21 protein-coding genes are annotated in these 24,790 nt (G+C 62.1%); 17 read left to right on the forward strand and 4 right to left on the reverse strand.

The features are described 5' to 3' along the window. The first annotated feature begins 72 nt into the window (after positions 1–72). Together PspCFBP13509_RS18685 and PspCFBP13509_RS18690 are read left to right on the forward strand one after the other, a co-directional pair. Complete coding sequence (locus tag PspCFBP13509_RS18685) at positions 73–1,335, forward strand: HAMP domain-containing sensor histidine kinase (protein WP_137212497.1); 1,263 nt, start codon at positions 73–75, stop codon at positions 1,333–1,335. Next, on the forward strand, positions 1,332–1,958 hold the full coding sequence (locus PspCFBP13509_RS18690) for a response regulator transcription factor (protein WP_065948415.1): 627 nt from the start codon (positions 1,332–1,334) through the stop codon (positions 1,956–1,958). The genes PspCFBP13509_RS18685 and PspCFBP13509_RS18690 overlap by 4 nt, the downstream gene beginning before the upstream one ends. Positions 1,959–1,977: 19 nt before the next feature. Here the strand turns inward: PspCFBP13509_RS18690 and PspCFBP13509_RS18695 are convergent, their stop codons facing one another. Together PspCFBP13509_RS18695 and exaA are read right to left on the reverse strand one after the other, a co-directional pair. After that, positions 1,978–2,625, reverse strand: a complete 648-nt coding sequence (locus PspCFBP13509_RS18695) for a pentapeptide repeat-containing protein (RefSeq protein WP_092490235.1) — start codon at positions 2,623–2,625, stop codon at positions 1,978–1,980. 245 nt (positions 2,626–2,870) lie between these two features. Beyond that, positions 2,871–4,763, reverse strand: a complete 1,893-nt coding sequence (exaA, locus tag PspCFBP13509_RS18700; RefSeq protein ID WP_137212481.1) for a quinoprotein ethanol dehydrogenase — start codon at positions 4,761–4,763, stop codon at positions 2,871–2,873. A 255-nt stretch (positions 4,764–5,018) separates the two neighbouring features. On the opposite strand from exaA, the gene pedF reads away from it, so the two are divergent. From pedF to PspCFBP13509_RS18770, 14 genes are all read left to right on the forward strand, one after another. Continuing rightward, complete coding sequence (pedF, locus tag PspCFBP13509_RS18705) at positions 5,019–5,480, forward strand: cytochrome c-550 PedF (RefSeq protein ID WP_027606205.1); 462 nt, start codon at positions 5,019–5,021, stop codon at positions 5,478–5,480. Between the two features lie 3 nt (positions 5,481–5,483). Further along, on the forward strand, positions 5,484–6,359 hold the full coding sequence (locus PspCFBP13509_RS18710) for a substrate-binding periplasmic protein (RefSeq protein WP_065926990.1): 876 nt from the start codon (positions 5,484–5,486) through the stop codon (positions 6,357–6,359). 9 nt (positions 6,360–6,368) lie between these two features. Then, on the forward strand, positions 6,369–7,118 hold the full coding sequence (locus tag PspCFBP13509_RS18715; protein ID WP_065926991.1) for a quinoprotein dehydrogenase-associated SoxYZ-like carrier: 750 nt from the start codon (positions 6,369–6,371) through the stop codon (positions 7,116–7,118). A gap of 16 nt (positions 7,119–7,134) precedes the next feature. Further along, entirely contained in the window at positions 7,135–8,067 is a 933-nt protein-coding gene (locus tag PspCFBP13509_RS18720) for a quinoprotein relay system zinc metallohydrolase 1 (RefSeq protein ID WP_065948411.1), read from the forward strand. Positions 8,068–8,193: 126 nt separating this feature from the next. After that, complete coding sequence (locus PspCFBP13509_RS18725; protein WP_137212482.1) at positions 8,194–9,969, forward strand: PQQ-dependent methanol/ethanol family dehydrogenase; 1,776 nt, start codon at positions 8,194–8,196, stop codon at positions 9,967–9,969. Between the two features lie 121 nt (positions 9,970–10,090). Further along, positions 10,091–11,611, forward strand: coding sequence for an acetaldehyde dehydrogenase ExaC (gene exaC / locus PspCFBP13509_RS18730; RefSeq protein ID WP_010209363.1), 1,521 nt, complete (start codon positions 10,091–10,093; stop codon positions 11,609–11,611). 256 nt (positions 11,612–11,867) lie between these two features. Next, the gene (gene pqqA / locus PspCFBP13509_RS18735; protein ID WP_010209364.1) at positions 11,868–11,939 is read left to right on the forward strand and encodes a pyrroloquinoline quinone precursor peptide PqqA; all 72 of its coding nucleotides are present in this window, start codon (positions 11,868–11,870) and stop codon (positions 11,937–11,939) included. A gap of 141 nt (positions 11,940–12,080) precedes the next feature. Then, a complete protein-coding gene (locus tag PspCFBP13509_RS18740) occupies positions 12,081–16,421 on the forward strand; it encodes an RHS repeat-associated core domain-containing protein (RefSeq protein WP_137212483.1) in 4,341 nt (1,446 codons plus the stop codon). Between the two features lie 11 nt (positions 16,422–16,432). After that, entirely contained in the window at positions 16,433–16,873 is a 441-nt protein-coding gene (locus PspCFBP13509_RS18745) for a hypothetical protein (protein WP_137212484.1), read from the forward strand. 104 nt (positions 16,874–16,977) lie between these two features. Continuing rightward, positions 16,978–17,226, forward strand: coding sequence for a hypothetical protein (locus PspCFBP13509_RS32200; RefSeq protein WP_137212485.1), 249 nt, complete (start codon positions 16,978–16,980; stop codon positions 17,224–17,226). 61 nt (positions 17,227–17,287) lie between these two features. Further along, a complete protein-coding gene (locus PspCFBP13509_RS18755) occupies positions 17,288–17,650 on the forward strand; it encodes a hypothetical protein (RefSeq protein WP_178084553.1) in 363 nt (120 codons plus the stop codon). 249 nt (positions 17,651–17,899) lie between these two features. Continuing rightward, positions 17,900–19,063, forward strand: coding sequence for an alcohol dehydrogenase-like regulatory protein ErcA (gene ercA / locus PspCFBP13509_RS18760; protein WP_065926995.1), 1,164 nt, complete (start codon positions 17,900–17,902; stop codon positions 19,061–19,063). Continuing rightward, positions 19,047–20,417, forward strand: coding sequence for an ATP-binding response regulator (locus tag PspCFBP13509_RS18765; protein WP_065926996.1), 1,371 nt, complete (start codon positions 19,047–19,049; stop codon positions 20,415–20,417). The genes ercA and PspCFBP13509_RS18765 overlap by 17 nt, the downstream gene beginning before the upstream one ends. A 79-nt stretch (positions 20,418–20,496) precedes the next feature. Continuing rightward, positions 20,497–21,975: a DASS family sodium-coupled anion symporter gene (locus PspCFBP13509_RS18770; RefSeq protein WP_027606213.1), complete on the forward strand. Its 1,479-nt coding sequence runs from the start codon at positions 20,497–20,499 to the stop codon at positions 21,973–21,975. 146 nt (positions 21,976–22,121) lie between these two features. Here the strand turns inward: PspCFBP13509_RS18770 and PspCFBP13509_RS18775 are convergent, their stop codons facing one another. Both PspCFBP13509_RS18775 and PspCFBP13509_RS18780 read right to left on the reverse strand, forming a co-directional pair. Continuing rightward, the gene (locus PspCFBP13509_RS18775; RefSeq protein WP_074847226.1) at positions 22,122–23,120 is read right to left on the reverse strand and encodes an NADP-dependent oxidoreductase; all 999 of its coding nucleotides are present in this window, start codon (positions 23,118–23,120) and stop codon (positions 22,122–22,124) included. A gap of 29 nt (positions 23,121–23,149) precedes the next feature. Continuing rightward, entirely contained in the window at positions 23,150–23,938 is a 789-nt protein-coding gene (locus PspCFBP13509_RS18780) for an SDR family NAD(P)-dependent oxidoreductase (RefSeq protein ID WP_065926998.1), read from the reverse strand. A gap of 177 nt (positions 23,939–24,115) precedes the next feature. On the opposite strand from PspCFBP13509_RS18780, the gene PspCFBP13509_RS18785 reads away from it, so the two are divergent. Then, a complete protein-coding gene (locus PspCFBP13509_RS18785; RefSeq protein ID WP_065926999.1) occupies positions 24,116–24,703 on the forward strand; it encodes a TetR/AcrR family transcriptional regulator in 588 nt (195 codons plus the stop codon). The last annotated feature ends 87 nt before the right edge of the window (positions 24,704–24,790 follow it).

Raw genomic sequence — 24,790 nt, forward strand, 5'->3', positions numbered from 1 at the left:
CGGGCGCGCCGTGGGGTTTTAGCATGGAGCACCACGGGCTCTATCCACAGGAGTGACACCAGCATGCGCGTCTTGTCGGCCTTGTGGCGCATCAACCTATGGGTGTGCGGCTTCTTCATCCTGGTGACCTGCGCCTGCACCGCGCTGTTGCTGCACCAGGCCCTGGCCGACGTGGAGCGCGAGCTGCAATCGGCCGAAGCGGTGGTGCACTACCTGAGCGAAACCGCCGCGCGCGACCCGGCCAGCCTGCAACCCCACCTCACCGCGAGTTTGCGCCATGTCCGCGTGCACTGGCTGGCGAGCGGCGACACCGTGCAAGCGCCGGACGCGGACGGGCTGGACGCCTGGCTCGGGCAGCTATTGTTTGCCGAGGCGCGGCGCAGTGCCCAGGTGTTGGACTTGCCGGACGGCCGGCGCGTGTCCATCGCTGTCGACCCGCGGGATGAAATCGACGAGGTCTGGGACTCCCTGCAACAACTGCTGGGCCTGTGCGCCCTGGCCCTGGCCCTGAGCCTGTTGACCATCCGCTGGGCGGTGCGCCGGGGCATGGGCGTGCTGGATGAATTGCTGCGCGCGCTGCAACAGGTGTGCGCCGGCCAGCTCAATGTGCGCCTGCGCAGCCAAGGCGCGCCGGAAGCACGCCAACTGGCGCTGCACTTCAACCGCATGACCGACGCCCTGGAGCAGGCGCGCACCGATAACACCCGGCTTACCCAAACCCTGCTGGCGGTGCAGGAGCAGGAACGCACCCACCTGGCCCAGACCCTGCACGATGACCTCGGCCAATACCTGGCCGGCATTCGCGCCCAGGCCTGCCTGTTGCGCCTGGCCACCGACCAGCCACACCTGCTGGCGCCCACGGTGGCGCAACTTGAGGATCACTGCGAGCACTTGCAGCAAGGCTTCCGGGCACTGGTCCACGACCTTTATCCGGTGGCCCTGCAACACCTGCCGATGGCCGAGGCGTTTGCGCTGCTGGTCACCCAGTGGCAGGCCAGCCACGGCATTCCCTGCCACCTGCAGGTCAGCACCGACCTGCCGCTGTTGCCCGGCGCCAGCAAGACCCATCTGTACCGCCTGCTCCAGGAAGCCCTGACCAACATCCTGCGGCATGCCGACGCCAGCCAGGTGCACGTGCGCCTGCAACATCGCGGTTCGCGCCTGCGCCTGTGGGTGCGCGATAACGGTCGCGGTGCAGACACGCCCCAGCGGCCCGGCGTGGGCCTGTATTCGATGGCCGAACGCGCCCGCTGCCTGGGCGGCGAATTGAAGATCATCAGCCACCCCGGCGCCGGCTGGGCGTTGGCGTTGAACATGCCGTTGGAGGCCTCATGAATATTCTGTTGGTGGATGACCACGCCGTGGTACGCCAGGGCTATGCCAGCCTGTTGCGTGCGCTGCTGCCGGCTGTTGAAGTGCGCGAGGCGGCCAGTGGCGAAGAGGCGTTGAGCCGGGTCCAGGAAGCGCTGCCGCACCTGGTGATCATGGACTTCGGCCTGCCGGGCATCAGCGGCCTGGAAACCACCCGGCGCCTGCGCCAGCGCCTGCCGCACCTGCGCGTGCTGTTTTTCAGCATGCACGACGAGTTGCCCCTGGTGCGCCAGGCCCTGGAGGCGGGCGCCTCGGGCTACCTGACCAAAACCTCGGCACCCGAGGTGTTGATCGAAGCGGTGCGGCGCATCCTCGACGGCCACGCCTATATCGAACAGGCCCTGGCCACCGAACTGGCCTATACGCCCGGTGATCAACGTTTGCAGGGCATGACCCCGCGCGAGCTGGAAATCTTCCTGATGCTGGCCAGGGGCACGCCGACCCGAGCGATTGCCGACCAGTTGAATATCAGCAGCAAGACCGTGTCCAATCACCTGACCTTGCTCAAGAGCAAATTGCAGGTGAGTTCCCATGCCGAGCTGGTGCACCTGGGGATCGACATGGGGGTGGTGCGGGTGGTTGGATAACAGCGTATGCGCGGGGGGGCTAGCGATCCCAGGTGGTGGGGCAGTCGATGCAGCCTTCCATATTGGCATCCTGGAAGTTCGCATAGTGCTGGCGGCTGCCGGTGAGGGTGGCCTGTTCCAGGTTGCTCTCGCCGAACTTGGCTTCCTGCAGATTGGCATCGCTGAGGTCGGCACCTTGCAGGTCGGCCTTGCTCAGCCAGGTCATTTCCAGGTCGGCCGCACGCAGGTTGGCCTTGTGCATTTTCGCCCCCGACAGCCGCGCAAATTGCAGGTAGGCCGCGCTGAGGTTGGCGTTTTCGAACTGCGCACCCTGGGCGAACAGGCCCCAACCCTGGATCGCCATCAACGTGGCGCCGCTGAAGTCGGCCAGGCGCAGGTTGGCCTGTTGCAGGCTGGCGCGGGTCAGGTTGGCGCCTTGCAGTCGGGCTTTTTCCAGGTTGGCCAGGTCGAGGTTGGCATGGCGCAGATCCGCCTCGCGCAGGTCGGCGCCGGCCAGGTTCATCTTGCTCAAGTCCTGGTTGCGCAGGTTGGCGCCCTTGAGGTTGGCGCCAGGGCATTGGCTGTGTTCGGCGATGGTGCAGCCGTTGATGATCAGCGGCGCATCGTCGCCATCCTCGGCGTGGGCCACGGGCAGGCAGAGCAGGAGTAACAAGGGCAGGTAGTTCATCGTGCGACCTCTGGGGATCCTGTGGTAAGCGGGCTTGTTGTGGTGAGGGGCTTGCTGTGGTGAGTGGGCTTGCTGTGGTGAGCGGGCTTGCCCCGCGCTGGGCTGCGAAGCGGCCCCGGCATTCCTCCAGCACCACCGTGCGCTCAGGTTCTACGACTGCTGCGCAGCCGAGCGCGGGGCAAGCCCGCTCACCACAAGGGAAGAAGCCGCCTGCTACAAAAGGCGGCCCGGCATTCTCGCGGGGGTTATTTTTGCGCGGTCTTTTGATCCCAGCTCGGGATCTTGAACACCCAGAACGACCCGCCTTGTGCCACTGGCTTGGTCAGCTCCGCCATGTCGCCGCCCCACAATGGCACCGCGCCGCCGTAGCCGACGGTGACGCCGACATACTGCTCGCCATCCTGCTCCCAGGTGATCGGCGGCGAGACGATGCCGCTGCCGGTCTGGAACTTCCACAGCTCCTTGCCGGTTTTCGCGTCGAAGGCCTTGAAGAAACCGTCGCCTGTACCGGTAAACACCAGGTTGCCCTTGGTCGCCAACACGCCGGCCCACAGCGGCAAGGCTTCCTTGTGCTCCCACACCACCTTGCCGGTGGTCGGGTTCATTGCCCGCAGGGTGCCGACGTGGTCGTCATACATGCGCTTGATGCGAAAACCCATGCCCAGGTACGCCGAGCCCTTCTTGTAGTTGACCTCTTCGGTCCAGTATTCCTCTTTCCACTGGTTGCCCGGAATGTAGAACAGGCCGGTGTCCTGGCTGTAGGCCATGGGGTTCCAGTTCTTGCCACCCAGGAACGGCGGCGAGACTTCCACCGGTTTGCCTTTGGTTTCACCCGGCAATGGCTTGGCCGGGCGCTGGCCTTCGTTCTCCACCGGACGTCCGGTCTTCAGGTCGATATGGCTGGCCCAGGTGATGTTGTCGACAAACGGGAAGGCGTTCTGCAGCTTGCCTTTGTTGCGGTCTACCACATAGAAAAAGCCGTTGCGGTCGGCGTGACCGGTGGCCTTGACCACTTTGCCGTCCTTGTCCTTGTAGTCGAACAGCACCAGCTCGTTGTTGCCGGAGAAGTCCCAGGCGTCGTTCGGGGTGTGCTGGTAGAACCACTTCACTTCGCCGGTGCTCGGGTCGACGCCGACCTGACCCGAGGTGTAGAGGCTGTCGAAGTCGTGGGGGTTGCCGTCCTTGGCGGTGCGCGCCCAGGTGTTCCACGGGCCGGGGTTGCCGGCGCCGACGATGATCGTGTTGGTCTCGGCATCGAAGCTTGCGCTCTGCCAAGGGGCGCCGCCGCCGTGGCTCCAGGCCTCGACCTTGCCGGTTGCGGTGGTCGGGTCATCCGGCCACGAAGGCGCCTTGACGTCGCCGGTGGTGGTGCTGTCCTTGCCGTTGAGGCGGCCCATATGGCCTTCCACGAACGGGCGCATCCACACTTCTTCACCGGTGTCCGGGTCGCGGGCAAACAGCTGGCCGACCACGCCGAACTCATCGCCGGAGCTGCCGTGGATCAGCAGCACCTTGCCGCTGACCTTGTCTTTGATCAGCACCGGGGCGCCGGTCATGGTGTAGCCGGCGGCGTGGTCGCCGAACTTCTTGTTCCACACCACTTTGCCGGTGTGCTTGTCGAGGGCGATCAGGCGCGCGTCGAGGGTGCCGAAGTAGATCTTGTCGCCGAAGATCGCCGCACCACGGTTGACCACGTCGCAGCATGGGCGAATGTTGTCGGGCAGGCGGTGGTTGTAGGTCCACAGGCGCTTGCCGGTCTTGGCGTCGAGGGCGAACACGCGGGAATAGGAGCCGGTGACGTAGACCACGCCGTCGCTGACGATGGCCTGGGATTCCTGGCCGCGTTGCTTCTCATCGCCAAAGGAATAGGACCAGGCCGGGGTGAGCTTGAACACGTTCTTGTCGTTGACCTGGGCCAGCGGGCTCCAGCGCTGGGCGTTGGTGCCCATGCCGTATTGCAGCACGTCCTGGGTGGTCAGGTGGTCGTTGGCGATGTCTTCCCAGGTGACGTTGTGCGTCGGCTTGGCGGGTTCGGCGGCCGCGAACGTTACGGCACTGAGGGACAGGCTGCCCACCAGCACGAAGGCTTGCACGGCAAGACTTAAAGGTGAGCGGGCGGGTAGCGATCTTATTGTCATGGTTGCAGTTCCCAGTGGAGGTTTTGGCCTGCACAGGGTGGAACGCCGGGGCGCCGGGCGGATACGGAAAAACTCCCGCCGTGGCCGGGAAGACTTCCCGAGGCGCCGCTGTTTTAGGCGTGCCCCACAAGCCCTACTACCAAGGGAGGAGAGGGCGGCCACCAAAGCAGCATACGGCCTATGCCCCGGGGTTTCTAAGATGGTTGCCATAGCCTCTGCAATGAGGTTTTGCGTGCAATCCTGAGGGCAAAAATAATGACAACAAAACACAATGCCTTGCTCGTCGCCGGGCTGTTGGTCGGTGTGATCGCCGGGGGCTCCGCCTGGGCCCATGGCAACGTGGTCCCGCAAGCGGTGGAAACCAAGGGCCTGACCTCGATCAAGGACGCCGGCGTACCGGTCAACGAAGACGGCTGGGCGGCGGTCAACCCGTACCGCACCTCGCCTGAACACGACCGCGCCGTGGAAATCGGCTCGTCCGCCTATAACCAGAACTGCGCCGCCTGCCACGGCCTGGAAGCCAAGTCCGGCGGCATCGCCCCCGACCTGCGCATGCTCGATGTGGGCGAAGCCGGTGATGAGTGGTTCGTCGAGCGCGTGCGCCATGGCGCGGTGCGTGACGGTCGCGTGTACATGCCGAAAATGGCCGACTATCTGAGCCAGGAAGCCTTGTGGGCCGTGCGCACCTACCTGGACAGCGTGCACGTCGAGGAGTAAGCCATGCGCCTGTTCGCTTATGTGCTTGGCCTGGCCCTGCTGTGTTGCCAGCCGGCACAGGCGCAGGTGCGCAGCTATGACCAGATGATCGCCGCCGGCGAAATCAACGTGGCGGTGTACAAGGACTTTGCCCCCTACAGTTTCGAAGACGGCGCCACCGCGCGCGGGGTCGACGTGGAACTGGCCCAGGCCCTGGCCACGGCGCTGGGGGTACGGCTCACGTTGATCTGGGCGCCGGCCGGCGAGAAGCTCGACGACGACCTGCGCGACTACATCTGGCGCGGCAGCCCGTTGCACAACCAGCAACTGGCCGACCTGATGATGCGCGCGCCCTACGACCGCGATTACGCACAAAAGCGCAACGACCAGGGCGAACTGGAAAACGGCCATGTGGTGATGTTCGGGCCGTACCAGAACGAACAATGGCAGGTGGCTTATGACCGTCGGCGCCTGGACACGGTTGCCAGCGTGGCGGTGTTCGAGCAGCACCCGATTGGCGTCGAAGTCGACAGCGTGCCGTCGTTCTACCTCACCTCGGTGTTCAACGGCATGCTCGCCGCCAAGACCCATCACTACCCCGACGTACCCCAGGCCTTTGCGGCGATGAAAGCCGGTGAGGTCGATGCGGTGATGGCGATGCGCGGCGAAGTCGATTGGCAGGTGCACGAGGCCCATGACCCGCAACTGGCCCTGGCCGAAAACGCCTACCCGAACATGGGCAAGCAACGCTGGGAGATCGGCATGGCGGTGCACGAGAGCAATCGCCAGTTGGCCTACGCGGTGGAAGAGGCGCTGGAAGGCCTGATCCGCGACGGCGCGGTGCAAGCCATCTATGCCCGTTACGGCCTGCAGTACGAAGTGCCCGAGATGTATCAATAGGAGCAGGCGATGAACTGGCGATTGAGCTGCATCCTGGCCTGCTGGCTGCCGCTGGCGGCGCACGCCGTGGAGGTCGATCCGGTGCCGTCGGTGATGTGGGACTTCTATCACAAGCAGTTCCTGGCGCTGGCGCCGTTCGTGTTCGACGACCGAGTCAAGCTGCTTGCGCCGCCGTTTGCCGAAGATGCGCGTCAGGTGCCCCTGGAAATCGATGCACGGGCCTTCAGTGGCCATGTGGTGAAGATCCTCGCCTGGGCTGAGCTCAACCCGTTGCCGAAAATCGTCGACTTCCAGCCCAAGGCCGGGGTGCTGCCGTGGCTGTCGCTGCGGATTCGTATCGAGCAGGCCACGCCGTTGCGGGCGGCGGTGCTCACCGATGACGGCCTGTGGCACGTGGGCTCGACCCTGATCGACGCGGCCGGTGGCGGCTGCACTGCGCCCAGCGTGGTACGCACCCAGCCGGGCTGGGAAGAGCACATCGGCGAAGTGCTCGGCGGCCGGTACCCGCGTGGCGAGTTCAGCCGGGTGCGTGTACAGGTGGCGCACCCGATGGACAACGGCATGGTCAGCGGCATCCCCGAGTTTTTTATCAACCATGCACAACTGCGCGGCCAGGACGGCCAGGTGCTGGCTGACCTTGAGTTGTTCCCGGCGGTCAGCGAAAACCCCAACCTGGCCTTCGACATCGACGCGCCGGGGCCCACCCGCCTGGTGTTGCGCGACAACAGCGGCAATGAGTTCGACGCGGCCATCCCCTGACCAGAAGGAGCGCGGCATGCGCTGGATTCTATTGTTATGCCTGGGCCTGAGCCTGCCCGCCCTGGCGGACCTCGACTACGCCCTCAAGCCCCGGCTGATCGCCGACGACACCTGGCTGCTCGAAGGCAGCACCGACAATTTTGCCAAGGCCAATGGCGGCAATATCGTCAACACCGCCTTCATCGTCACCGAGGCCGGTGTGGTGGTGATCGACACCGGACCGTCGCGGCGCTACGGCGAAGCCATGCGCGAGGCCATCGCCCGTGTCACCCCCAAACCGGTGATCCAGGTGCTGATTACCCATCATCACCCCGACCATGCGCTCGGCAACCAGGCCTTCAAGGACATGCCCATCGGCGCCCTGGCCGAGACCACGCGGCTGCTGCACGAGCAGGGCGACGGCATGGCGGAAAACCTCTATCGCATGGTTGGCGACTGGATGCGCGGCACCGAGGTGGTGTTGCCCACCCAGGTGCTGGAACCCGGTGTGCTGAGCGTCGGCCGCCACGACTTGCGCCTGCTTGCGCTCAGCGGTCACACCGGCGCCGACCTGGCGATCTTCGACCAGAGCACCGGCGTGCTGTTTGCCGGCGACCTGGTGTTTTACCAGCGCGCCCTCACCACCCCCAACAGCCCGGGGCTGGCGGTGTGGCTGGCTGACCTCGGCACCCTGCAAGCCTTGCCCTGGACCCTGATCGTGCCCGGCCATGGCCCGGTGGCCAGCGACGCGCAACCCTTTACGCAGATGCGCGACTACCTGACCTGGCTTGACCAACTGCTGCGTGACGGCGCGGCCCAGGGCAGCGACATGGCCGAGATGATCCGCAGCCCCATCCCCGCACGCTTCGCGGCGATCAGCCTGAGCCGCTATGAACTGATCCGCAGCGTCAGCCACCTGTACCCGCGTTACGAGCGCGAACAGATGCAACGCGTGGATTCGGCGCGCTGACCCGCTACTAAGGAACTAGCAAACTCGATACTGCGGTCAATTGTGACAACGGCCCCTGCGCCCAAGAATCTGCACCAGACCGGGAAAATTTCCCGGGTATAACAAAAAACCGCAGAGGTAGCCGTCATGACCCAACCCGCACGTCGCCAACCCTTCGCCTTGAGTGTGTTGCTCGGTGCCATCCTGTTGTCTGGCCAGGCCATGGCCTCGGTCACCGATGAGGACATCCTCCAGGACCCTAAAAACCCCGGGCAGATCGTCACCAACGGCCTCGGCGTGCAGGGCCAGCGCTACAGCCCCCTCGATACCCTGAACGTCGACAACGTCAAGGACCTGCGCCCGGTCTGGGCGTTTTCCTTTGGCGGCGAGAAGCAGCGTGGGCAACAGGCGCAGCCGATGATCAAGGATGGGGTGATGTACCTCACCGGTTCCTACTCGCGGGTGTTCGCGGTGGATGCGCGTACCGGCAAGAAGCTCTGGCAGTACGATGCGCGTCTGCCCGATGACATCCGCCCGTGCTGTGATGTGATCAACCGTGGCGTGGCGTTGTACGGCGACCTGGTGTTCTTCGGCACCCTCGACGCCAAGCTGGTGGCGCTGAACAAAGACACCGGCAAAGTGGTGTGGAGCAAGCAGGTCGCCGACCACAAGGAAGGCTACTCGATCAGCGCCGCGCCCCTGGTGGTCAACGGCAAGCTGATCACCGGCGTGGCCGGTGGCGAATTCGGCGTGGTCGGCAAGATCCAGGCCTATGACCCGAAAAACGGCGAGCTGCTGTGGAGCCGCCCGACGGTCGAAGGTCATATGGGTTATGTCTACAAGGACGGCAAAGCCGTGGAAAACGGCATCTCCGGTGGCGAGGCGGGCAAGACCTGGCCGGGCGACCTGTGGAAAACCGGCGGCGCCGCACCGTGGCTGGGCGGCTACTACGACCCGGAAACCAACCTGCTGCTGTTCGGCACCGGCAACCCGGCGCCGTGGAACTCGCACCTGCGCCCCGGCGACAACCTCTACTCGTCCTCGCGCCTGGCGCTGAACCCGGACGACGGCACCATCAAGTGGCACTTCCAGAGCACGCCCCACGACGGCTGGGACTATGACGGCGTCAACGAGCTGATCTCCTTCAACTACACCGAAGGCGGCAAGGAAATCAAAGCGGCAGCCACCGCTGACCGCAACGGCTTCTTCTATGTACTCGACCGCACCAACGGCAAGTTCATCCGTGGCTTCCCGTTTGTCGACAAGATCACCTGGGCCAGCGGCCTGGATAAGGACGGTCGACCGATCTACAACGAAGCCAGCCGCCCAGGCGCGCCGGGCAGCGAAACCAAGGGCACCTCGGTGTTTGTCGCGCCGGCGTTCCTCGGTGCGAAGAACTGGATGCCGATGGCCTATAACCGCGACACCGGGCTGTTCTATGTGCCGTCCAACGAGTGGGGCATGGACATCTGGAACGAAGGCATCGCCTACAAGAAGGGCGCGGCGTTCCTTGGCGCCGGCTTCACCATCAAGCCGCTGAACGAAGACTACATCGGCGTACTGCGCGCCATCGACCCGAAGACCGGCAAGGAAGTCTGGCGCCACAAGAACTTCGCGCCGCTGTGGGGCGGGGTGCTGACCACCAAGGGCAACCTGGTGTTCACCGGCACGCCGGAAGGCTTCCTGCAGGCGTTCAACGCCAAGACCGGCGAGAAGGTCTGGGAATTCCAGACCGGCTCCGGCGTGCTCGGCTCGCCTGTGACCTGGGAAATGGACGGCGAACAGTACGTCTCGGTGCTCTCCGGCTGGGGCGGCGCCGTGCCGTTGTGGGGCGGTGAAGTGGCCAAGCGCATCAAGGACTTCAACCAGGGCGGCATGCTCTGGACCTTCAAGCTGCCCAAAGACCTGGTCGCCAAGCACTGAATCTACGACCAAATGACAAGTGCCCCCCTGCCAACGGCGCATTCGCCCGCCAGCGGGGGCTCTTTACTATCGGGTCATCGCCTGTTGACCGACAGGCCCGGACCCAGACAGAGGCTTTAACATGATCTACGCACAACCTGGCACCCCTGGCGCCATCGTCAGCTTCAAGCAGCGCTACGGCAATTACATCGGCGGCGAGTTCGTCGCCCCGCTCAGTGGTGAGTACTTCACCAACACCTCGCCGGTGACCGGTGAAGTGATCGCCGAATTCCCGCGCTCCAACGCCGCCGATATCGACAAGGCCCTTGACGCTGCCCATGCCGCCGCCGACGCCTGGGGCAAGACTTCGCCCCAGGATCGCTCCCTGGTGCTGCTGAAAATCGCCGACCGTATCGAGCAGCACCTCGAAGTGCTGGCCGTGACCGAAAGCTGGGACAACGGCAAGGCCGTGCGTGAAACCCTCAACGCCGACGTGCCCCTGGCCGCCGACCACTTCCGCTACTTCGCCGGCTGCATCCGCGCCCAGGAAGGCGGCGCCGCCGAGATCAACGAACACACCGCGGCCTATCACTTCCATGAGCCATTGGGCGTGGTCGGGCAGATCATTCCGTGGAACTTCCCGCTGCTGATGGCCGCCTGGAAACTCGCCCCGGCCCTGGCCGCCGGTAACTGCATCGTGCTCAAGCCGGCCGAGCAGACGCCGCTGTCGATCATGGTGTTTGCCGAGTTGATCAATGACCTGCTGCCACCGGGCGTGCTGAATATCGTCCAGGGCTTTGGCCGCGAAGCCGGGGAGGCGCTGGCCACCAGCAAGCGCATTGCCAAGATCGCGTTCACCGGCTCGACCCCCATCGGTGCGCACATCATGCATGCGGCCGCCGAGAACCTCATTCCCTCCACCGTGGAACTGGGCGGCAAGTCGCCGAACATCTTCTTCGAAGACATCATGCAGGCTGAGCCGCAGTTCATCGAAAAAGCCGCCGAAGGCCTGGTGCTGGCGTTCTTCAACCAGGGCGAAGTGTGCACCTGCCCGTCGCGGGCGCTGGTGCAGGAGTCGATCTACGACGACTTCATGAAAGTGGTGATGAAGAAGATCGTCAAGATCAAGCGCGGCAACCCGCTGGACACCGAGACCATGGTCGGCGCCCAGGCGTCCGAACAGCAATACGACAAGATCCTCTCCTACCTCAAGATCGCCCAGGAAGAGGGCGCCGAGCTGCTCACCGGCGGCGCGGCCGAGCGCCTGGAGGGCGACCTGTCCAGCGGTTACTACATCCAGCCGACCCTGCTCAAGGGCCACAACAAGATGCGTGTGTTCCAGGAAGAAATCTTCGGCCCGGTGGTGGGTATCACCACCTTCAAGGACGAAGCCGAAGCCCTGGCGATTGCCAACGACAGCGAATTCGGCCTCGGCGCCGGGCTGTGGACCCGCGACATCAACCGCGCCTACCGCATGGGCCGGGCGATCAAGGCCGGCCGCGTGTGGACCAACTGTTATCACCTGTACCCGGCGCATGCGGCGTTTGGCGGCTACAAGAAGTCGGGCGTGGGGCGTGAGAACCACAAGATGATGCTCGATCACTACCAGCAGACCAAGAATTTGCTGGTGAGCTACGACATCAATCCATTGGGTTTCTTCTGATTCCAACTTGAAATGCAATCAAGTGTGGGAGGGGGCTTGCTCCCGATGGCGGTGTGTCAGCCAGCATTTATGGCACTGACATGCCGCTATCGGGAGCAAGTCGAATCGTCGCACCGCCCCTCCCACATTTTGCTCCCTGTACATTCGCGACTAATGCAGTGCGGCATTTACTTCGAAAGTAGCATTCGCACCCCCAATCCCCCCATGCATTAATGCCTTTACCGGAATCTTCCGGCACAACAAGAGGACTCTGCCCATGTGGACCAAACCCGCCTTCACCGACCTGCGTATCGGCTTCGAAGTGACCATGTACTTCGCCAGCCGCTGATCCATCTCCGGCCAGCCTCGCGCTGGCCGGCGCTTAACTGGTCTTTGGGATCCGTCCTACAATTCACTCGGAAAGTTTCACCTGAGCAAGGACACAATCGCGTGATTTGATCCTGATCTTTTCAGACACGGATCGTTACGCATGACCGACACGCTGTGGGCCGCCCGCGAGGGCGATGCGCTTTTGCACAGTTCAATGCTCGCGGATGTGCTGGGCGGCGTCCTGGAGATTGCCGCCAACGTGGCCGTGACGGCCTTGGCGACAGCCGCTGTTGTTGCCGCAGCGGGCTTCACCGTGGCAACGGGCGGCCTCGGCTGCGTGGTACTGGGCGCCGTCGTCGGTGTGGTGGTCGGCGTCGGCATGAGCCAGACCGGCGCGGATAAAGGCCTCTCACGATTATGTGAGTACTTTGCCAATGCGCTGTTCCCACCCATCATCGACGCCTTCATCAGCAGCGGTTCGCCCAACGTTTTTATCAATGGAAAACCTGCTGCGCGGGCGGCCGGCAAACTCTCGGGGGGCATTGCGGCGCCAGGGGGTGAGCCGTCTTATCTGGATATCGCTGAAGGCTTTTTCTCTCAACTATGGCGCCCTACGGTGGCCGCCCCGGTGGCAGGCGCTGTGCCTTGTCCTGCCGATAAAGTCGACTGCAATAAACATCCGCCGATGCCGGAGCAATACCTGGCGGAAGGCTCCAGCCGGGTCTTTATAAATGGTCAGCCAGCGGTGCGCAGTGGGGATCGGAGCACCTGCGAGGCCAAGGTCGGGGCGGTCGAGGGGCTGATTTCGCCGAATGTGATCATCGGTGGTGCGCCGGTGGTGGTGCGTGAGATCCGCAGCGGCAAGACGCCGGGTGTGGGGCTGGCGGTGACGACGTTGCTGACGTTGCGCGGCGGGGGTGCGAAGTTCTTCAGCAAGTTGCCGTGCATGGCGGTGGGCGGGCTGGTGTCGTGGGGCAGCAGCCAGGTAAGTCATGCGGTGACCGCTGCGGTCGCGGGTTCGCCCAACCCGGTGCACAGCGCCACGGGCGCGAAGATCCTCGACGGTGAAGACGACCTGGACTTTGCTTTGCCAGGACTGCTGCCGATCGAGTGGCAGCGCTATTACTGCAGTCGAAATGAACGTCGTGACGGTCTGTTCGGCGCCAGTTGGAGCGTGGTTTATGAAGCCCGCGTCGACATTGGCGTGCATCCCGAAGGTGGTGAACGACTGATCTACACCGATGAGCAGGCTCGCCAGATCGACATGGGCATGATTCCACTGGGCGGCGCGGTGTTCAGCGTGGGCGAAGGTTTGAGCGTACGGCGCCATACCGACGGGCAACTGCTGATTGAAAGCGTCGATGGGCGCTATCGGCTGTTTGAACCCGCACCGGGTAACCCCTCGCACCTGCGTCTGAGCCAGTTGGGGGATCGCAATGACAACCGTATCCTCCTCGACTATGACGCCCAAGACCGCCTGAGCCAGTTACGCGATCCCTTCAACGATGTGCGAATCGAACTGGGTTACAGCCAGCAATGGTCCGGTCGGGTCGAGCAGATTGAACGCCTGTTCCCTGATCACAGCCGCGAAATCCTTGCCAGCTATGGCTATGACGCTGATGGCAACCTGGCTGAAGTTCGCGACGCTGCCGGGCATGTACAGCGCCGTTTCGCCTACGACAACGGCCAGCGCATGGTCGAGCACCAACGGCCCACCGGGCTACGTTGTTTTTACCAATGGGCGTGTGTGGAGGGCGCGGAATGGCGCGTGGTCCGACACTGGACCGACGAGGGCGACGACTACCAATTCGACTATGACCTGCAAGCCGGAACCACGCGGATTACCGATGGCTTGCACCGGGTCAGCACCCGCCATTGGAATCCGCAGTACCAGATCACCGCGTATACCGACAGCCTCGACCAAACATGGCAATTTGAATGGAATGACGAGCGTCAGTTGCTTGGTGCCACCGATCCCCAGGGCGGTCAGTGGAGGTTCGGTTACGACGCCTCCGGCAACCTGTGCGAGACGCAAGATCCGTTGGGGCGCGCCGAATCCACAGTGTGGCTGGAGCATTGGTCGCTGCCATTGGTGGAGACCGATGCCGCCGGCCAAGCCTGGCAGTATCAATACGACCCGCGTGGCAACTGCATCAGCCAAACCGATCCACTGGGGCAGGTCACGCGCTACCGCCATGATGCGTTTGGCCAGGTAGTCGAAATCACCGACGCCACCGGAAAACACAACCGCCTGCGTTGGAATGAGGTCGGGCAGCTGACCGAGCATGTGGATTGTTCGGGGTATCCCACACGCTTCGAGTACGACCGTCGGGGCCACTTGTACGTCGTGATCGACGCGGCGGGCGAACGGCTGCGCTATCAACACGACAACCGAGGACGATTGCTGCAAACCGAAAGACCCTACGGGCATATCGAACGTTATCTGCGCGACACCAGCGGCCAGTTAATCGCCTACACCGATGCTGCCGGCCATATCACCCGCTACCAATACGACCGCCGCGGGCAGGTTCGCCAGCGCGTCGATGCCCACGGCCGACAGATCGAATTCCGCCACGACGCCTACGGCCGCCTGCAAACCCTGACCAATGAAAACGGCGAGCGCTACCGCTTCGCCTGGGACCAGGGTGACCGCCTTGCGCAGCAGCAAGACCTCGATGGTAGTGGCCGACGTTATGCCTACGATGCGCTGGATAACCTGGCTGCCGTCGAATATGTGCCGTCGAATGATGCGCCTTCTATCGTCCATCGCCTGGAGCGCGACGCCGTCGGCCGTCTGCTGGCGAAAGAGACTGACGATGGTCGCACCGAATACGCCTACGACCCGCTGGACCGACTCACCGGCGTCACGTTCACCGATCTGCAAGGCAACACGCAAACGTTGGGGGTTGCCTATGACGCCTTGGGTCAACTGCTTAGCGAACAGAGTTCAGCCGGCAACCTGAGCCACCATTACGACGAACTCGGCAACCTGACCCAGACGCAACTCCCCGACGGCCGCTGGCTCAATCGCCTGTACTACGGCAGCGGCCACCTGCATCAGATCAACCTTGACGGCCAGGTCATCAGCGACTTCGAACGCGACCGCCTGCACCGCGAAGTGCTGCGCACCCAAGGGCTGATCACCACCCGCAGCGAATACGACCGTTGCGGCCGATTGCGCTCGCGTAAACGCAGCCCAACAGGCCAGCCCTGGCAACTGCCGCCCACCCAACAAAAAACCTTCGAATACGACCCGGCCGACAACCTGATCGGCCGCCACGAAGACGAACAACGCGAACTGCTGCACTACGACGCAACCGGTCGGATTATGGCAACCCAGGACACCACTCAAGGTCAGCGAGAAACCTTCGCCTACGATGCCGCCGCCAACTTGCTGGAGGGTCCGCAAGGGCCGGGCGGTCTGGTCAGGCACAACAAACTGCTGACCTACCAGGACAAACGTTACCGCTATGACGGCTTCGGTCGAATGATCGAAAAACGTAGCGCCGTGCGTGGCGTGCAACATTTTGCCTACGACGCCGAACACCGCCTGATCGAAGTGCGCAGCCAGAAAAACGGGCGAGAAACGCTCGTGAAAATGACCTACGACCCGCTCGGCCGACGCATCGGTAAAACCGAACACGACAACCACGGTTACCCGCTGAGCGAAACCCGCTTCGACTGGGATGGCCTGCGCCTGTTGCAGGAGCATCGGCATGGTCAGACGAGCCTTTACCTCTATGAAGACGACGGCTATGCGCCGTTGGCCCGAGTCGATGGGACGGGCGAATACCAGCGCGTGCGCTACTACCACAACGATCTGAACGGGCTGCCGGAACAGCTGACGGAAGCCGACGGGCACAACGTCTGGCGCACGACTTATCGGGTGTGGGGCAACACGCTGGAGGAGGTGTGCGAGCCTTACTGCACTGCAGAACAGAACCTGCGGTTTCAGGGGCAGTATCTGGATCGGGAGACGGGGCTGCACTTCAATACGTTCAGGTTTTATGACCCGGATGTGGGGCGGTTTACGACGCCGGATCCGGTTGGGTTGGCGGGTGGAATTAATCTATACCTGTACGCAACTAATCCATACGGCTGGATTGACCCTCTGGGACTTTCATGCCGTCTAAACTCTGTCGGTAGAACGCCAGGAAAAAATAGTAAAACGGGGAAAGCGGTCATTGCACGAATGCGTACTGAGGATCGTATTAAGGGTGAAGGCAAGAATATGCAGTTCAAGAATAGGCTAGATAATGAGTGGTACCCGATAAAGGATGCCGATATGGCGCACCGAACGGATGCTGTCAGATACTGGAATCAGAGAGGCGGCTATCACGGTGCCAAGGCCAAAGAGGTACGAGGTTGGATGCGCGATCCTAACAACTATGAGTTGGAGCATTACAGCTACAACCGATCTCGAGGTGCACGCTTGAAAGACCGATACAAGGACCCAGATGTATTCATAGGGCCTGCCGAAAAGCCTGAATATAGATACTGAGGACGTTACCTATGAAAGACCTATCTGAAGAAAGTCCAGATCTGGATGCGAAAATTTCTTCCATTGTAGAAGATGGAAATAAGCTGGACGAAGAGGGTAAAAAAACTCAGGCGCTTGCTGCTTATATTCAAGCGTGGGAGCTACTCCCAGAGCCAAAATTGGGCTGGAAGCTATTGACCGGATGGATTGCAGGCTCGCTTTACAATTTCTACTTTGACAACGGTGATTTCAAAAAATCTAAGTGTTGGGCTCAAGCTGCACTCGCTGGCAGAAGCTCCCAACGGAATACCGGGCCATTGATGGATTTGGGTATGGTTTGTCTCGAGCTTTATGAGGAGGACGAGGCTTTTCGATATTTTGATGAGGCTTATTCCATCGGAAAAGAAAGAGCTTTCAAAGAAAGACCAAAAAAATACCTGGATTATTATTTGAGAAAAAGAAGAAATGAATAGACGATTCAAATGGTTTCAACTCTGACGCGACTGCTTTTCAAAAAAACAGCGGGTTTATTACAGCTAACGTGCGTCATTTGGAGCGCGAATGGCTTTTATAATGAATGGCATGGGGCCATAAACAGCCAATAGGCCAAGTCTATTTGAAAAAAGGCGAAGTGTGGAAAGTCGTCGAAACAGTCAATCCCAACCGACGATACACACAACGGTGGCTTAAAGTTAACAATCTAGCCTACCAACGCATTATGGCAGCCCCAACGAAGGGCAACATGCAGATATGGGAAAGGTTAAAAATCGGAAAATATTTCAAGCGCCGAGGAAAGTTGCCACCAGGCAATAAATGCAGACACTGATATGAGGATTCCTTTATGCGAGTCGATTCAACATCGGATTCCCCGAGCTGGACGAAAGTCTTTGAAATCACTGACGAGACTGAATAGTCTGAGTGAGATTCTTGAAAAGAAGTATCCCTCCCTTGACTGGGATCTTGCGGTCTGCATGCGATGCGTGCCCAAGAAGCTGGAGCGAAAAACACGTTGTCGCTATTACGCCAAAGATAAAATGCTCGGTCTGGATATTGCCATGGACGAGGAAGATTTCGTCCCACTGAAAAAAGACAAGGCTGCTCAACGCAGATTGATTGGTGCCGCCTTCATCGCTTTCTTTTTAGAGAGCATTAGAAAATACGAGAAAAAACTTCCCAATCTTCAACCGTTTTCAGCACAACTGATTGCAGATGTGCAGCAATGGTGTACCGAAAAGGAATGGACCGCCTAAATTCAACGATTGAGCAGAATCACCCCAGCACCCGCTCCCAAAAAGTGGCCCCCCAACTAAGTCTGCACGCCTCTGCAGAAAACAACACAGCGGTTCGCGCCGTGCTGGCGCTTTACAGTACGGCATCCCTAGATGCGACCAACCGGCCCCGGGGCCATATTGGGAATGACCCTTTGGTCTGATTGCATTCGCCCCGGAATGGGTTAGTGTGAAGCGCATCTCCCAAAAATAATAACAACAGGCTTTCCAATGAGCCCCAATCTGAGCCTCCTGCGTAAATTCGTCTCGCCTGAAATCATCTTCGGTGCCGGCTGTCGGCACAACGTCGGTAACTACGCCAAGACCTTTGGTGCGCGCAAGGTCCTGGTGGTCAGCGACCCCGGTGTGATCGCCGCCGGATGGGTCGCCGATGTGGAAGCCAGCCTGCAGGCCATCGGCATCGACTACTGCCTGTACAGCGCCGTGTCGCCCAACCCGCGCGTCGAGGAAGTGATGCTCGGTGCCGAGGTGTACCGGGAAAACCATTGCGACGTGATCGTGGCCATCGGCGGCGGCAGCCCCATGGACTGCGGCAAGGCCATCGGCATTGTGGTCGCCCATGGGCGCTGCATCCTCGAGTTCGAAGGCGTGGACACCATCCGCGTGCCGAGCCCGCCACTGATCCTGATCCCCACCACCGCCGGCACCTCGGCGGATGTCTCGCAGTTCGTGATCATTTCCAACCAGCAGGAACGCATGAAGTTCTCCATCGTCAGCAAGGCGGTGGTGCCGGATGTGTCGCTGATCGACCCGGAAACCACGGCGAGCATGGACCCGTTCCTGTCCGCCTGTACCGGCATCGATGCGCTGGTGCATGCCATCGAGGCGTTCGTGTCCACCGGCCATGGCCCGCTGACCGACCCCCATGCGCTGGAAGCCATGCGCCTGATCAACGGCAACCTGGTGCAGATGATCGCCAACCCCGGTGACATTGCCCTGCGCGAGAAGATCATGCTCGGCAGCATGCAGGCGGGGTTGGCGTTCTCCAATGCGATCCTCGGCGCGGTGCATGCCATGTCCCACAGCCTCGGCGGGTTTCTCGACCTGCCCCATGGCTTGTGCAACGCGGTGCTGGTGGAACACGTGGTGGCGTTCAACTACAACTCGGCGCCGGAGCGCTTCAAGGTGATTGCCGAGACCTTCGGCATCGATTGCCGTGGCCTCAACCACCGACAGATCTGTGGGCGCCTGGTGGAACACCTGATTGCCCTGAAACACGCCATCGGCTTCCATGAAACCCTCGGCCTGCATGGCGTGCGCGTGGCGGACATTCCGTTCCTGTCCCAGCATGCGATGCACGACCCGTGCATCCTCACCAACCCGCGCGAGTCCAGCCAGCGTGATGTCGAGGTGGTGTATGGCGAAGCGCTCTGACGACCAGCAACAGGCCCTCGCCGGTCTGTTGGGCCTGGGTAATCACTCGGCGCGCAAGAGCCACTACCCGGAACTCACCGCGCGTCTCGACGAGTTGGAGGCCGAGCGCAACCGCTATATCCGTCTCAACGATGAGCTGGAGCAGCGCGTGGCGGCGCGCACCGATGAACTGCTGGAAGCCAACCGCAACCTGCAACAGCAGATCGCCCAGCGCGAGCAGGTCGAGCAGGAGCTGCGTGACGCCCGCGATGCCGCCGAGGCCGCCAACCGCAGCAAGGACAAATACCTCGCCGCCGCCAGCCATGACCTGTTGCAGCCACTCAACGCCGCGCGACTGCTGATCTCCACCCTGCGCGAGCGCAAGCTGCCCAGCGTCGAACAAGTGCTGGTGGAACGTACGCACCAGGCCCTGGAAGGCGCCGAGGATTTGCTCACCGACCTGCTGGATATTTCGCGGCTCGACCAGGCGGCGGTCAAGCCCGATGTGGCGCTGTATCGCCTGGATGAGCTGTTTGCGCCTCTGGTCTCGGAGTTCCAGTCGGTGGCGCTGGCGGCCGGGCTGAACCTGCGCGCGCGTACCGGCCATTATGCGATTCGCACCGACCTGCGCCTGGTGACGCGGATCCTGCGTAACTTCCTCAGCAACGCCTGTCGCTACACCGACGAGGGCTGCATCCTGCTCGGCGCGCGCCGCCGTGGCGATCGCCTGCGCCTGGAAGTGTGGGACACCGGGCGCGGCATCGCGGCCGACCGCCTCGACGCGATCTTCCTCGAGTTCAACCAGCTCGACGTCGGCCGTGCCTCGGACCGCAAAGGCGTAGGGCTGGGCCTGGCGATTGTCGAGCGCATCGCCGAGATCCTCGGCTACCCGGTGGCGGTCCGTTCGTGGCCGGGGCGCGGCTCGATGTTCAGCATCGAGGTGCCCATCAGCGAAGAGATGCCCCTGGCGATCAGCCAACTGCCGGTGCTGCCGACCACGGGTAACCCGCTGCCGGGGCGGCGTTTGCTGGTAATCGACAACGAGGTGAGCATCCTCGACAGCATGCGCGCGCTGCTGGGGCAGTGGGGCTGCGAGGTAATTACCGCCACCGACCAGGCCGGGGCGTTGCTGGCTTTGCAGGGCAGGGCGCCGGAGCTGATCCTCGCCGACTACCACCTTGACCATGGGGTGGTGGGTTGTGCGGTGGTCAAGCACCTGCGCGAGCATTTCGCGCAGAACATCCCCGCCGTGATCATCACCGCCGACCGCACTGACCAGTGCCGCCGCGCGCTGCGCCGCCTGGACGCGCCGTTGCTGAACAAACCGCTCAAGCCCGGCAAGTTGCGGGCGGTATTGAGCCAGTTATTGACCTAGGGTGTTGATACCCGTCAACACCTGTTGCGGCGCTTTGCCCCATGCTGCCTCCCTGATTCAGAGCCCGACGGAGCCCGCCATGAACGCCCCCGCAACAACCGCAGCCTCTTTCAAGTTGCCCCTGGGCCTGGTGATCGGCGTACTGGTGATGGTCGGCGTGCTGCTGTTGCCGCTGCCCGCCGACCTGCCGGTGGCCGGGCAGCGCATGCTGGCGATCCTCGCGTTTGCGGTGGTGGTGTGGATCACCGAGGCGGTGTCCTATGAAGCCAGCGCGATCATGATCACCTCGCTCATGGCGTTTTTGCTCGGCACCGCGCCGTCGCTGCAAGACCCCACGCACCTGATCGGCTCCAGCCCGGCCATCAGCATGGCGCTTACCGGCTTTTCCAACCCGGCATTGGCCCTGGTGGCGGGCGCGTTGTTCATTGCGGCGGCCATGACCCACACCGGCCTGGACCGGCGCATCGCCCTGGTGACCCTGACCCGCGTCGGCACCAGCACGCGGGGCATTCTGCTCGGGGCGATTGCGGTGACGATCCTGCTCAGCCTCGTGGTGCCAAGCGCCACTGCGCGCAGCGCCTGTGTGGTGCCGATCATGATGGGCGTGGTCGCCGCGTTTGGCGTGGACAAGCGCTCCAACATCGCCGCCGGCCTGATGATCGTGGTGGCCCAGGGCACCAGCATCTGGAACGTCGGCATCCAGACCGCCGCCGCGCAAAACCTGCTGACCGTGGGCTTTATGGACAAGATGCTCGGCCAGCGCGTGTCGTGGATCGACTGGCTGATCGCCGGCGCGCCGTGGGCGGTGATCATGTCGGCGGTGTTGCTGTTCCTGGTGATCAAGCTGCTGCCGCCGGAAACCGACAGCATCCCCGGTGGCAAGGAGGCCGTGGCCCAGTCCCTGGTGGACATTGGCCCGATGACCGGCCCGCAGAAACGTTTGCTGACGGTGTCGGTGCTGCTGCTGTTGGCATGGGCCACGGAAGGGCGCCTGCACCCGTTCGACACCACCTCGACCACCTACGCCGGGTTGGTGTTCCTGCTGCTGCCGGGCATCGGGGTGATGACCTGGAAAGATGTGCAATCGCGCATTCCGTGGGGCACGGTGATCGTGTTTGGCGTGGGCATCAGCCTCGGTACCGCATTGCTGACCACCCAGGCCGGGCAATGGCTGGGGTCTCAGGTGGTGGCACACACCGGCCTGGATCAGGTCGGGCCGCTGGGGGTGTTTGCGATCCTGGGGGCGTTTCTGATTGTGATCCACCTGGGCTTTGCCAGCGCCACGGCGCTGACTTCGGCGTTGTTGCCGATATTGATTGCGGTGCTGCAGACCTTGCCGGGGGAGTTCAACCGCTTGGGCATGACCATGCTGTTGGGGTTTGTGATGAGCTACGGGTTTATCCTGCCGATCAATGCGCCGCAGAACATGGTGTGCCTGGGGACGGGGACGTTTACGGCGCGGCAGTTTGCCAAGGTGGGGATCCTGGTGACGTTGATCGGGTATGGGTTGATGTTGGTGTTTGCGGCGACTTACTGGAGCTGGCTCGGTTGGATCTGATTTGAAATGCGCTTGTGGATGCCCATGAGATCCACTGTGGCAGGCCGCTGATGTGGTGAGCGGGCTTGTCCCGCGCTGGGGGCGCTTCGCACCCTCACGGGGGACAAGTCTGCATCGCCATCAGCTTGAGCGTTGGGTGGGCTTAGTCATAGGACCTTGATCACCACCTTGCCCTTGGCTCTGCCCCGTTCGACGTAGCTCAAGGCCTCAGCCGTTGCCTCGAGAGGGAAGGTTCGGTCGATCACCGGTGTGATAGCGCCGGACTCGACGAGCGCGGTGATTTTCTGCAATTGCGCACCGCTCGCACGCATGAACACGAACCCATAGTCGACGCCCTGCCTGCGGGCTTTTCTGCGTATGCCGCTGCTTAACAGGCGCATGATCCAACCGAGTCCCCAGGACAGCTTTTGCTCGCGTGCGAACTCGGCGGTCGGTGGCCCCGAGATGGAGATGAGCTGCCCACCCGGTTTGAGAATGCGCAGGGATTTTTCCAGTTCGGCGGGGCCGAGGCTGTTCAAGACGACGTCGTAGTCACGCAAGACGTTTTCGAAATTCTGCTGCGTATAGTCGATGACGACGTCTGCTCCCAACGCCTTGACCCAATCCACGTTGGCGGTGCTGGTCGTGGTGGCAACGAAAGCCCCCAGGTGTTTTGCAAGCTGGATGGCAATGCTGCCGACACCACCGGAGCCCGCCTGGATAAAGACTTTTTGCCCCTTCTTCACGCGGGCTGTTTCAACCAGCACCTGCCAGGCGGTCAGTGCCACCAGGGGCAGGGCGGCGGCTTGTTCCATGCTGGTGTTTTTGGGTTTCAGTGCGAGGGCACTTTCCTTAATCGCGATCAGCTCGGCAAAGCCACCGATGCGCGCGTCGGGCGGGCGCGCGTAGACCTCGTCACCGGGCTTGAAGGTGCGCACGCCTGACCCTACGCGAACGACGACGCCGGCCAGGTCGTTGCCCATGATCAGCGGGAATGTGTACGGCAGGATCAGTTTGAATTCACCCTTGCTGATCTTCGAGTCCAGCTGGTTGACGCTGCTGGCATGTACCTTGACCAGTACGTCGTGGATGCCCGGTTCCGGGTCCGGTACCTCGGCAAGGCGTCCTTGATGCTTGCCGTAACGGTCGATCAGGAAGGCTTTCATCGTTCAGTTCCCATGGCTATACGTGACAATCACGCCTTGGCTTGATAGCGCTCGGCGACGACCGATTGGCGAATCTCTGACAGCAAACCCTGGCGGGCGGCTTGCAGGGCATCCCAGCGGGCGGCGTCTTGCAATGGCGGAATGGTCACCGGCTCGCGACGATCAAAACCGACCAGCGCAGCATCGACCAACTCGTCCACGCTCATGATTTCGCTCAGGGTATTGATGTCGATGCCCGCGCGATCCCAGATTTCCGTGCGAGTGGCGGCTGGAAGAACGGCTTGCACGTAGACGCCCTTGGGCGAGAGTTCGAGGCTCAGCCCCTGGGATAGAAACAGCACGAACGCCTTGGTTGCACCGTAGACGCTCATGCCGAATTCCGGTGCCAGCCCCACCACCGAGCCAATGTTGATAATCGCGCCGTTACCGGCGTGTACCAGGCGTGGAGCGATGGCGCTGGCGAGTCGCACCAGGGCGGTGGTGTTGAGCGCGACCAGGTTGGTAACGCTGTCGATGGATTGCTCGATGAAGCTGCCGGAGAGGGCGGCGCCCGCATTGTTCACCAGGATGCCGATACTGGCGTCGTCACGCAGGCGTGCTTCGACGCGGGCCAGGTCACCGGTTTGAGTCAGGTCGGCCTGGATCACGTCAATGGACACCGCGTGTTTCTCACGCAGCTGCGAGGCCAGTGCGTCCAGCCGGCCTTTATCGCGGGCTACCAGCACGAGATTGTGCCCACGTTGGGCAAAACGCTCGGCGTAGGTCGCGCCAATGCCTGTTGAGGCGCCGGTAATCAGTACGGTTTCTGGGGTGCTCATAAGTAGATGCTCTTGATTGTTCAGGATGATCAGAGACGGCGATCCGCGCCGTACAGCCGCAGAGACATGCGCTGGTGGTTTTATGATGTCGATCACAATCAAAACTGTCAACAGTTTTGATTGTGATCGACATCAGAGTATAGTCAGGCCATTGTTCAGGAGTCCCAGGGGCGCGAAATGAAGATCACCAAGACACAATCACTCGCCAACCGAGCTCATATTGTGGAGACGGCGTCAGAGCTGTTTCGTGAGCGTGGCTATGACGGTGTGGGTGTGGCAGAACTCATGGCTACTGCGGGTTTTACCCAGGGAGGCTTCTACAAACACTTCGGCTCCAAGGCCGACTTGATGGCCGAAGCAGCGGAAAATAGCCTGGCAAAGTCCCTGTCGAATAGCTCCGATCTGGACATTCCGGGCTTTGTGAACCTGTACGTGTCCAGGGATCACAGAGACGGCAGGGGAGAGGGGTGCACCATGGCAGCCCTGTGTGGTGACGCGGCCCGTCAGTCAGATGATCTGAAGGCAACCTTTGCCAGTGGCGTTGAAAACACGCTTGCAGCACTCGAGGACAAGTACACGGCGGGTGTGGATGTGCCCAGGCAAGAGGTCCGCGCGAAAATGATCGACCTGCTGGCCCATGCAATCGGTGCGGTCATGCTGTCGCGGGCGTGTCCGGATGACTCGGCCCTGGCGGATGAAATATTGGAAACGTGCCGCGCTGAGATAATGGCATCCCTGCCATCGAGTAAAGAAAGCAGCGCATGAGTGGCAAGATGGGCGCTGACCGACGCGCCCAAGATGGCAAGATGAACCCCGCTCAGGTTTACTACTCTGAGTAGTGGTTTTACCGAC

This window comes from Pseudomonas sp. CFBP13509 (genome assembly GCF_005233485.1).
Taxonomy (GTDB): Bacteria; Pseudomonadota; Gammaproteobacteria; order Pseudomonadales; family Pseudomonadaceae; genus Aquipseudomonas; species Aquipseudomonas marginalis.

Bases quoted from the DNA above. Each gene is read 5' to 3' on its own strand.
- PspCFBP13509_RS18720 (WP_065948411.1), top strand. From the start codon at position 7,135: ATGCGCTGGATTCTATTGTTATGCCTGGGCCTGAGCCTGCCCGCCCTG.
- exaC (WP_010209363.1), top strand. From the start codon at position 10,091: ATGATCTACGCACAACCTGGCACCCCTGGCGCCATCGTCAGCTTCAAG.
- exaA (WP_137212481.1), bottom strand. From the start codon at position 4,763: ATGACAATAAGATCGCTACCCGCCCGCTCACCTTTAAGTCTTGCCGTG.
- PspCFBP13509_RS18740 (WP_137212483.1), top strand. From the start codon at position 12,081: ATGACCGACACGCTGTGGGCCGCCCGCGAGGGCGATGCGCTTTTGCAC.
- ercA (WP_065926995.1), top strand. From the start codon at position 17,900: ATGAGCCCCAATCTGAGCCTCCTGCGTAAATTCGTCTCGCCTGAAATC.
- PspCFBP13509_RS18725 (WP_137212482.1), top strand. From the start codon at position 8,194: ATGACCCAACCCGCACGTCGCCAACCCTTCGCCTTGAGTGTGTTGCTC.
- PspCFBP13509_RS18695 (WP_092490235.1), bottom strand. From the start codon at position 2,625: ATGAACTACCTGCCCTTGTTACTCCTGCTCTGCCTGCCCGTGGCCCAC.
- PspCFBP13509_RS18775 (WP_074847226.1), bottom strand. From the start codon at position 23,120: ATGAAAGCCTTCCTGATCGACCGTTACGGCAAGCATCAAGGACGCCTT.
- PspCFBP13509_RS18715 (WP_065926991.1), top strand. From the start codon at position 6,369: ATGAACTGGCGATTGAGCTGCATCCTGGCCTGCTGGCTGCCGCTGGCG.
- pedF (WP_027606205.1), top strand. From the start codon at position 5,019: ATGACAACAAAACACAATGCCTTGCTCGTCGCCGGGCTGTTGGTCGGT.
- PspCFBP13509_RS18710 (WP_065926990.1), top strand. From the start codon at position 5,484: ATGCGCCTGTTCGCTTATGTGCTTGGCCTGGCCCTGCTGTGTTGCCAG.
- PspCFBP13509_RS18745 (WP_137212484.1), top strand. From the start codon at position 16,433: ATGAAAGACCTATCTGAAGAAAGTCCAGATCTGGATGCGAAAATTTCT.
- PspCFBP13509_RS32200 (WP_137212485.1), top strand. From the start codon at position 16,978: ATGGCATGGGGCCATAAACAGCCAATAGGCCAAGTCTATTTGAAAAAA.
- PspCFBP13509_RS18785 (WP_065926999.1), top strand. From the start codon at position 24,116: ATGAAGATCACCAAGACACAATCACTCGCCAACCGAGCTCATATTGTG.
- PspCFBP13509_RS18690 (WP_065948415.1), top strand. From the start codon at position 1,332: ATGAATATTCTGTTGGTGGATGACCACGCCGTGGTACGCCAGGGCTAT.
- PspCFBP13509_RS18780 (WP_065926998.1), bottom strand. From the start codon at position 23,938: ATGAGCACCCCAGAAACCGTACTGATTACCGGCGCCTCAACAGGCATT.
- PspCFBP13509_RS18765 (WP_065926996.1), top strand. From the start codon at position 19,047: ATGGCGAAGCGCTCTGACGACCAGCAACAGGCCCTCGCCGGTCTGTTG.
- PspCFBP13509_RS18770 (WP_027606213.1), top strand. From the start codon at position 20,497: ATGAACGCCCCCGCAACAACCGCAGCCTCTTTCAAGTTGCCCCTGGGC.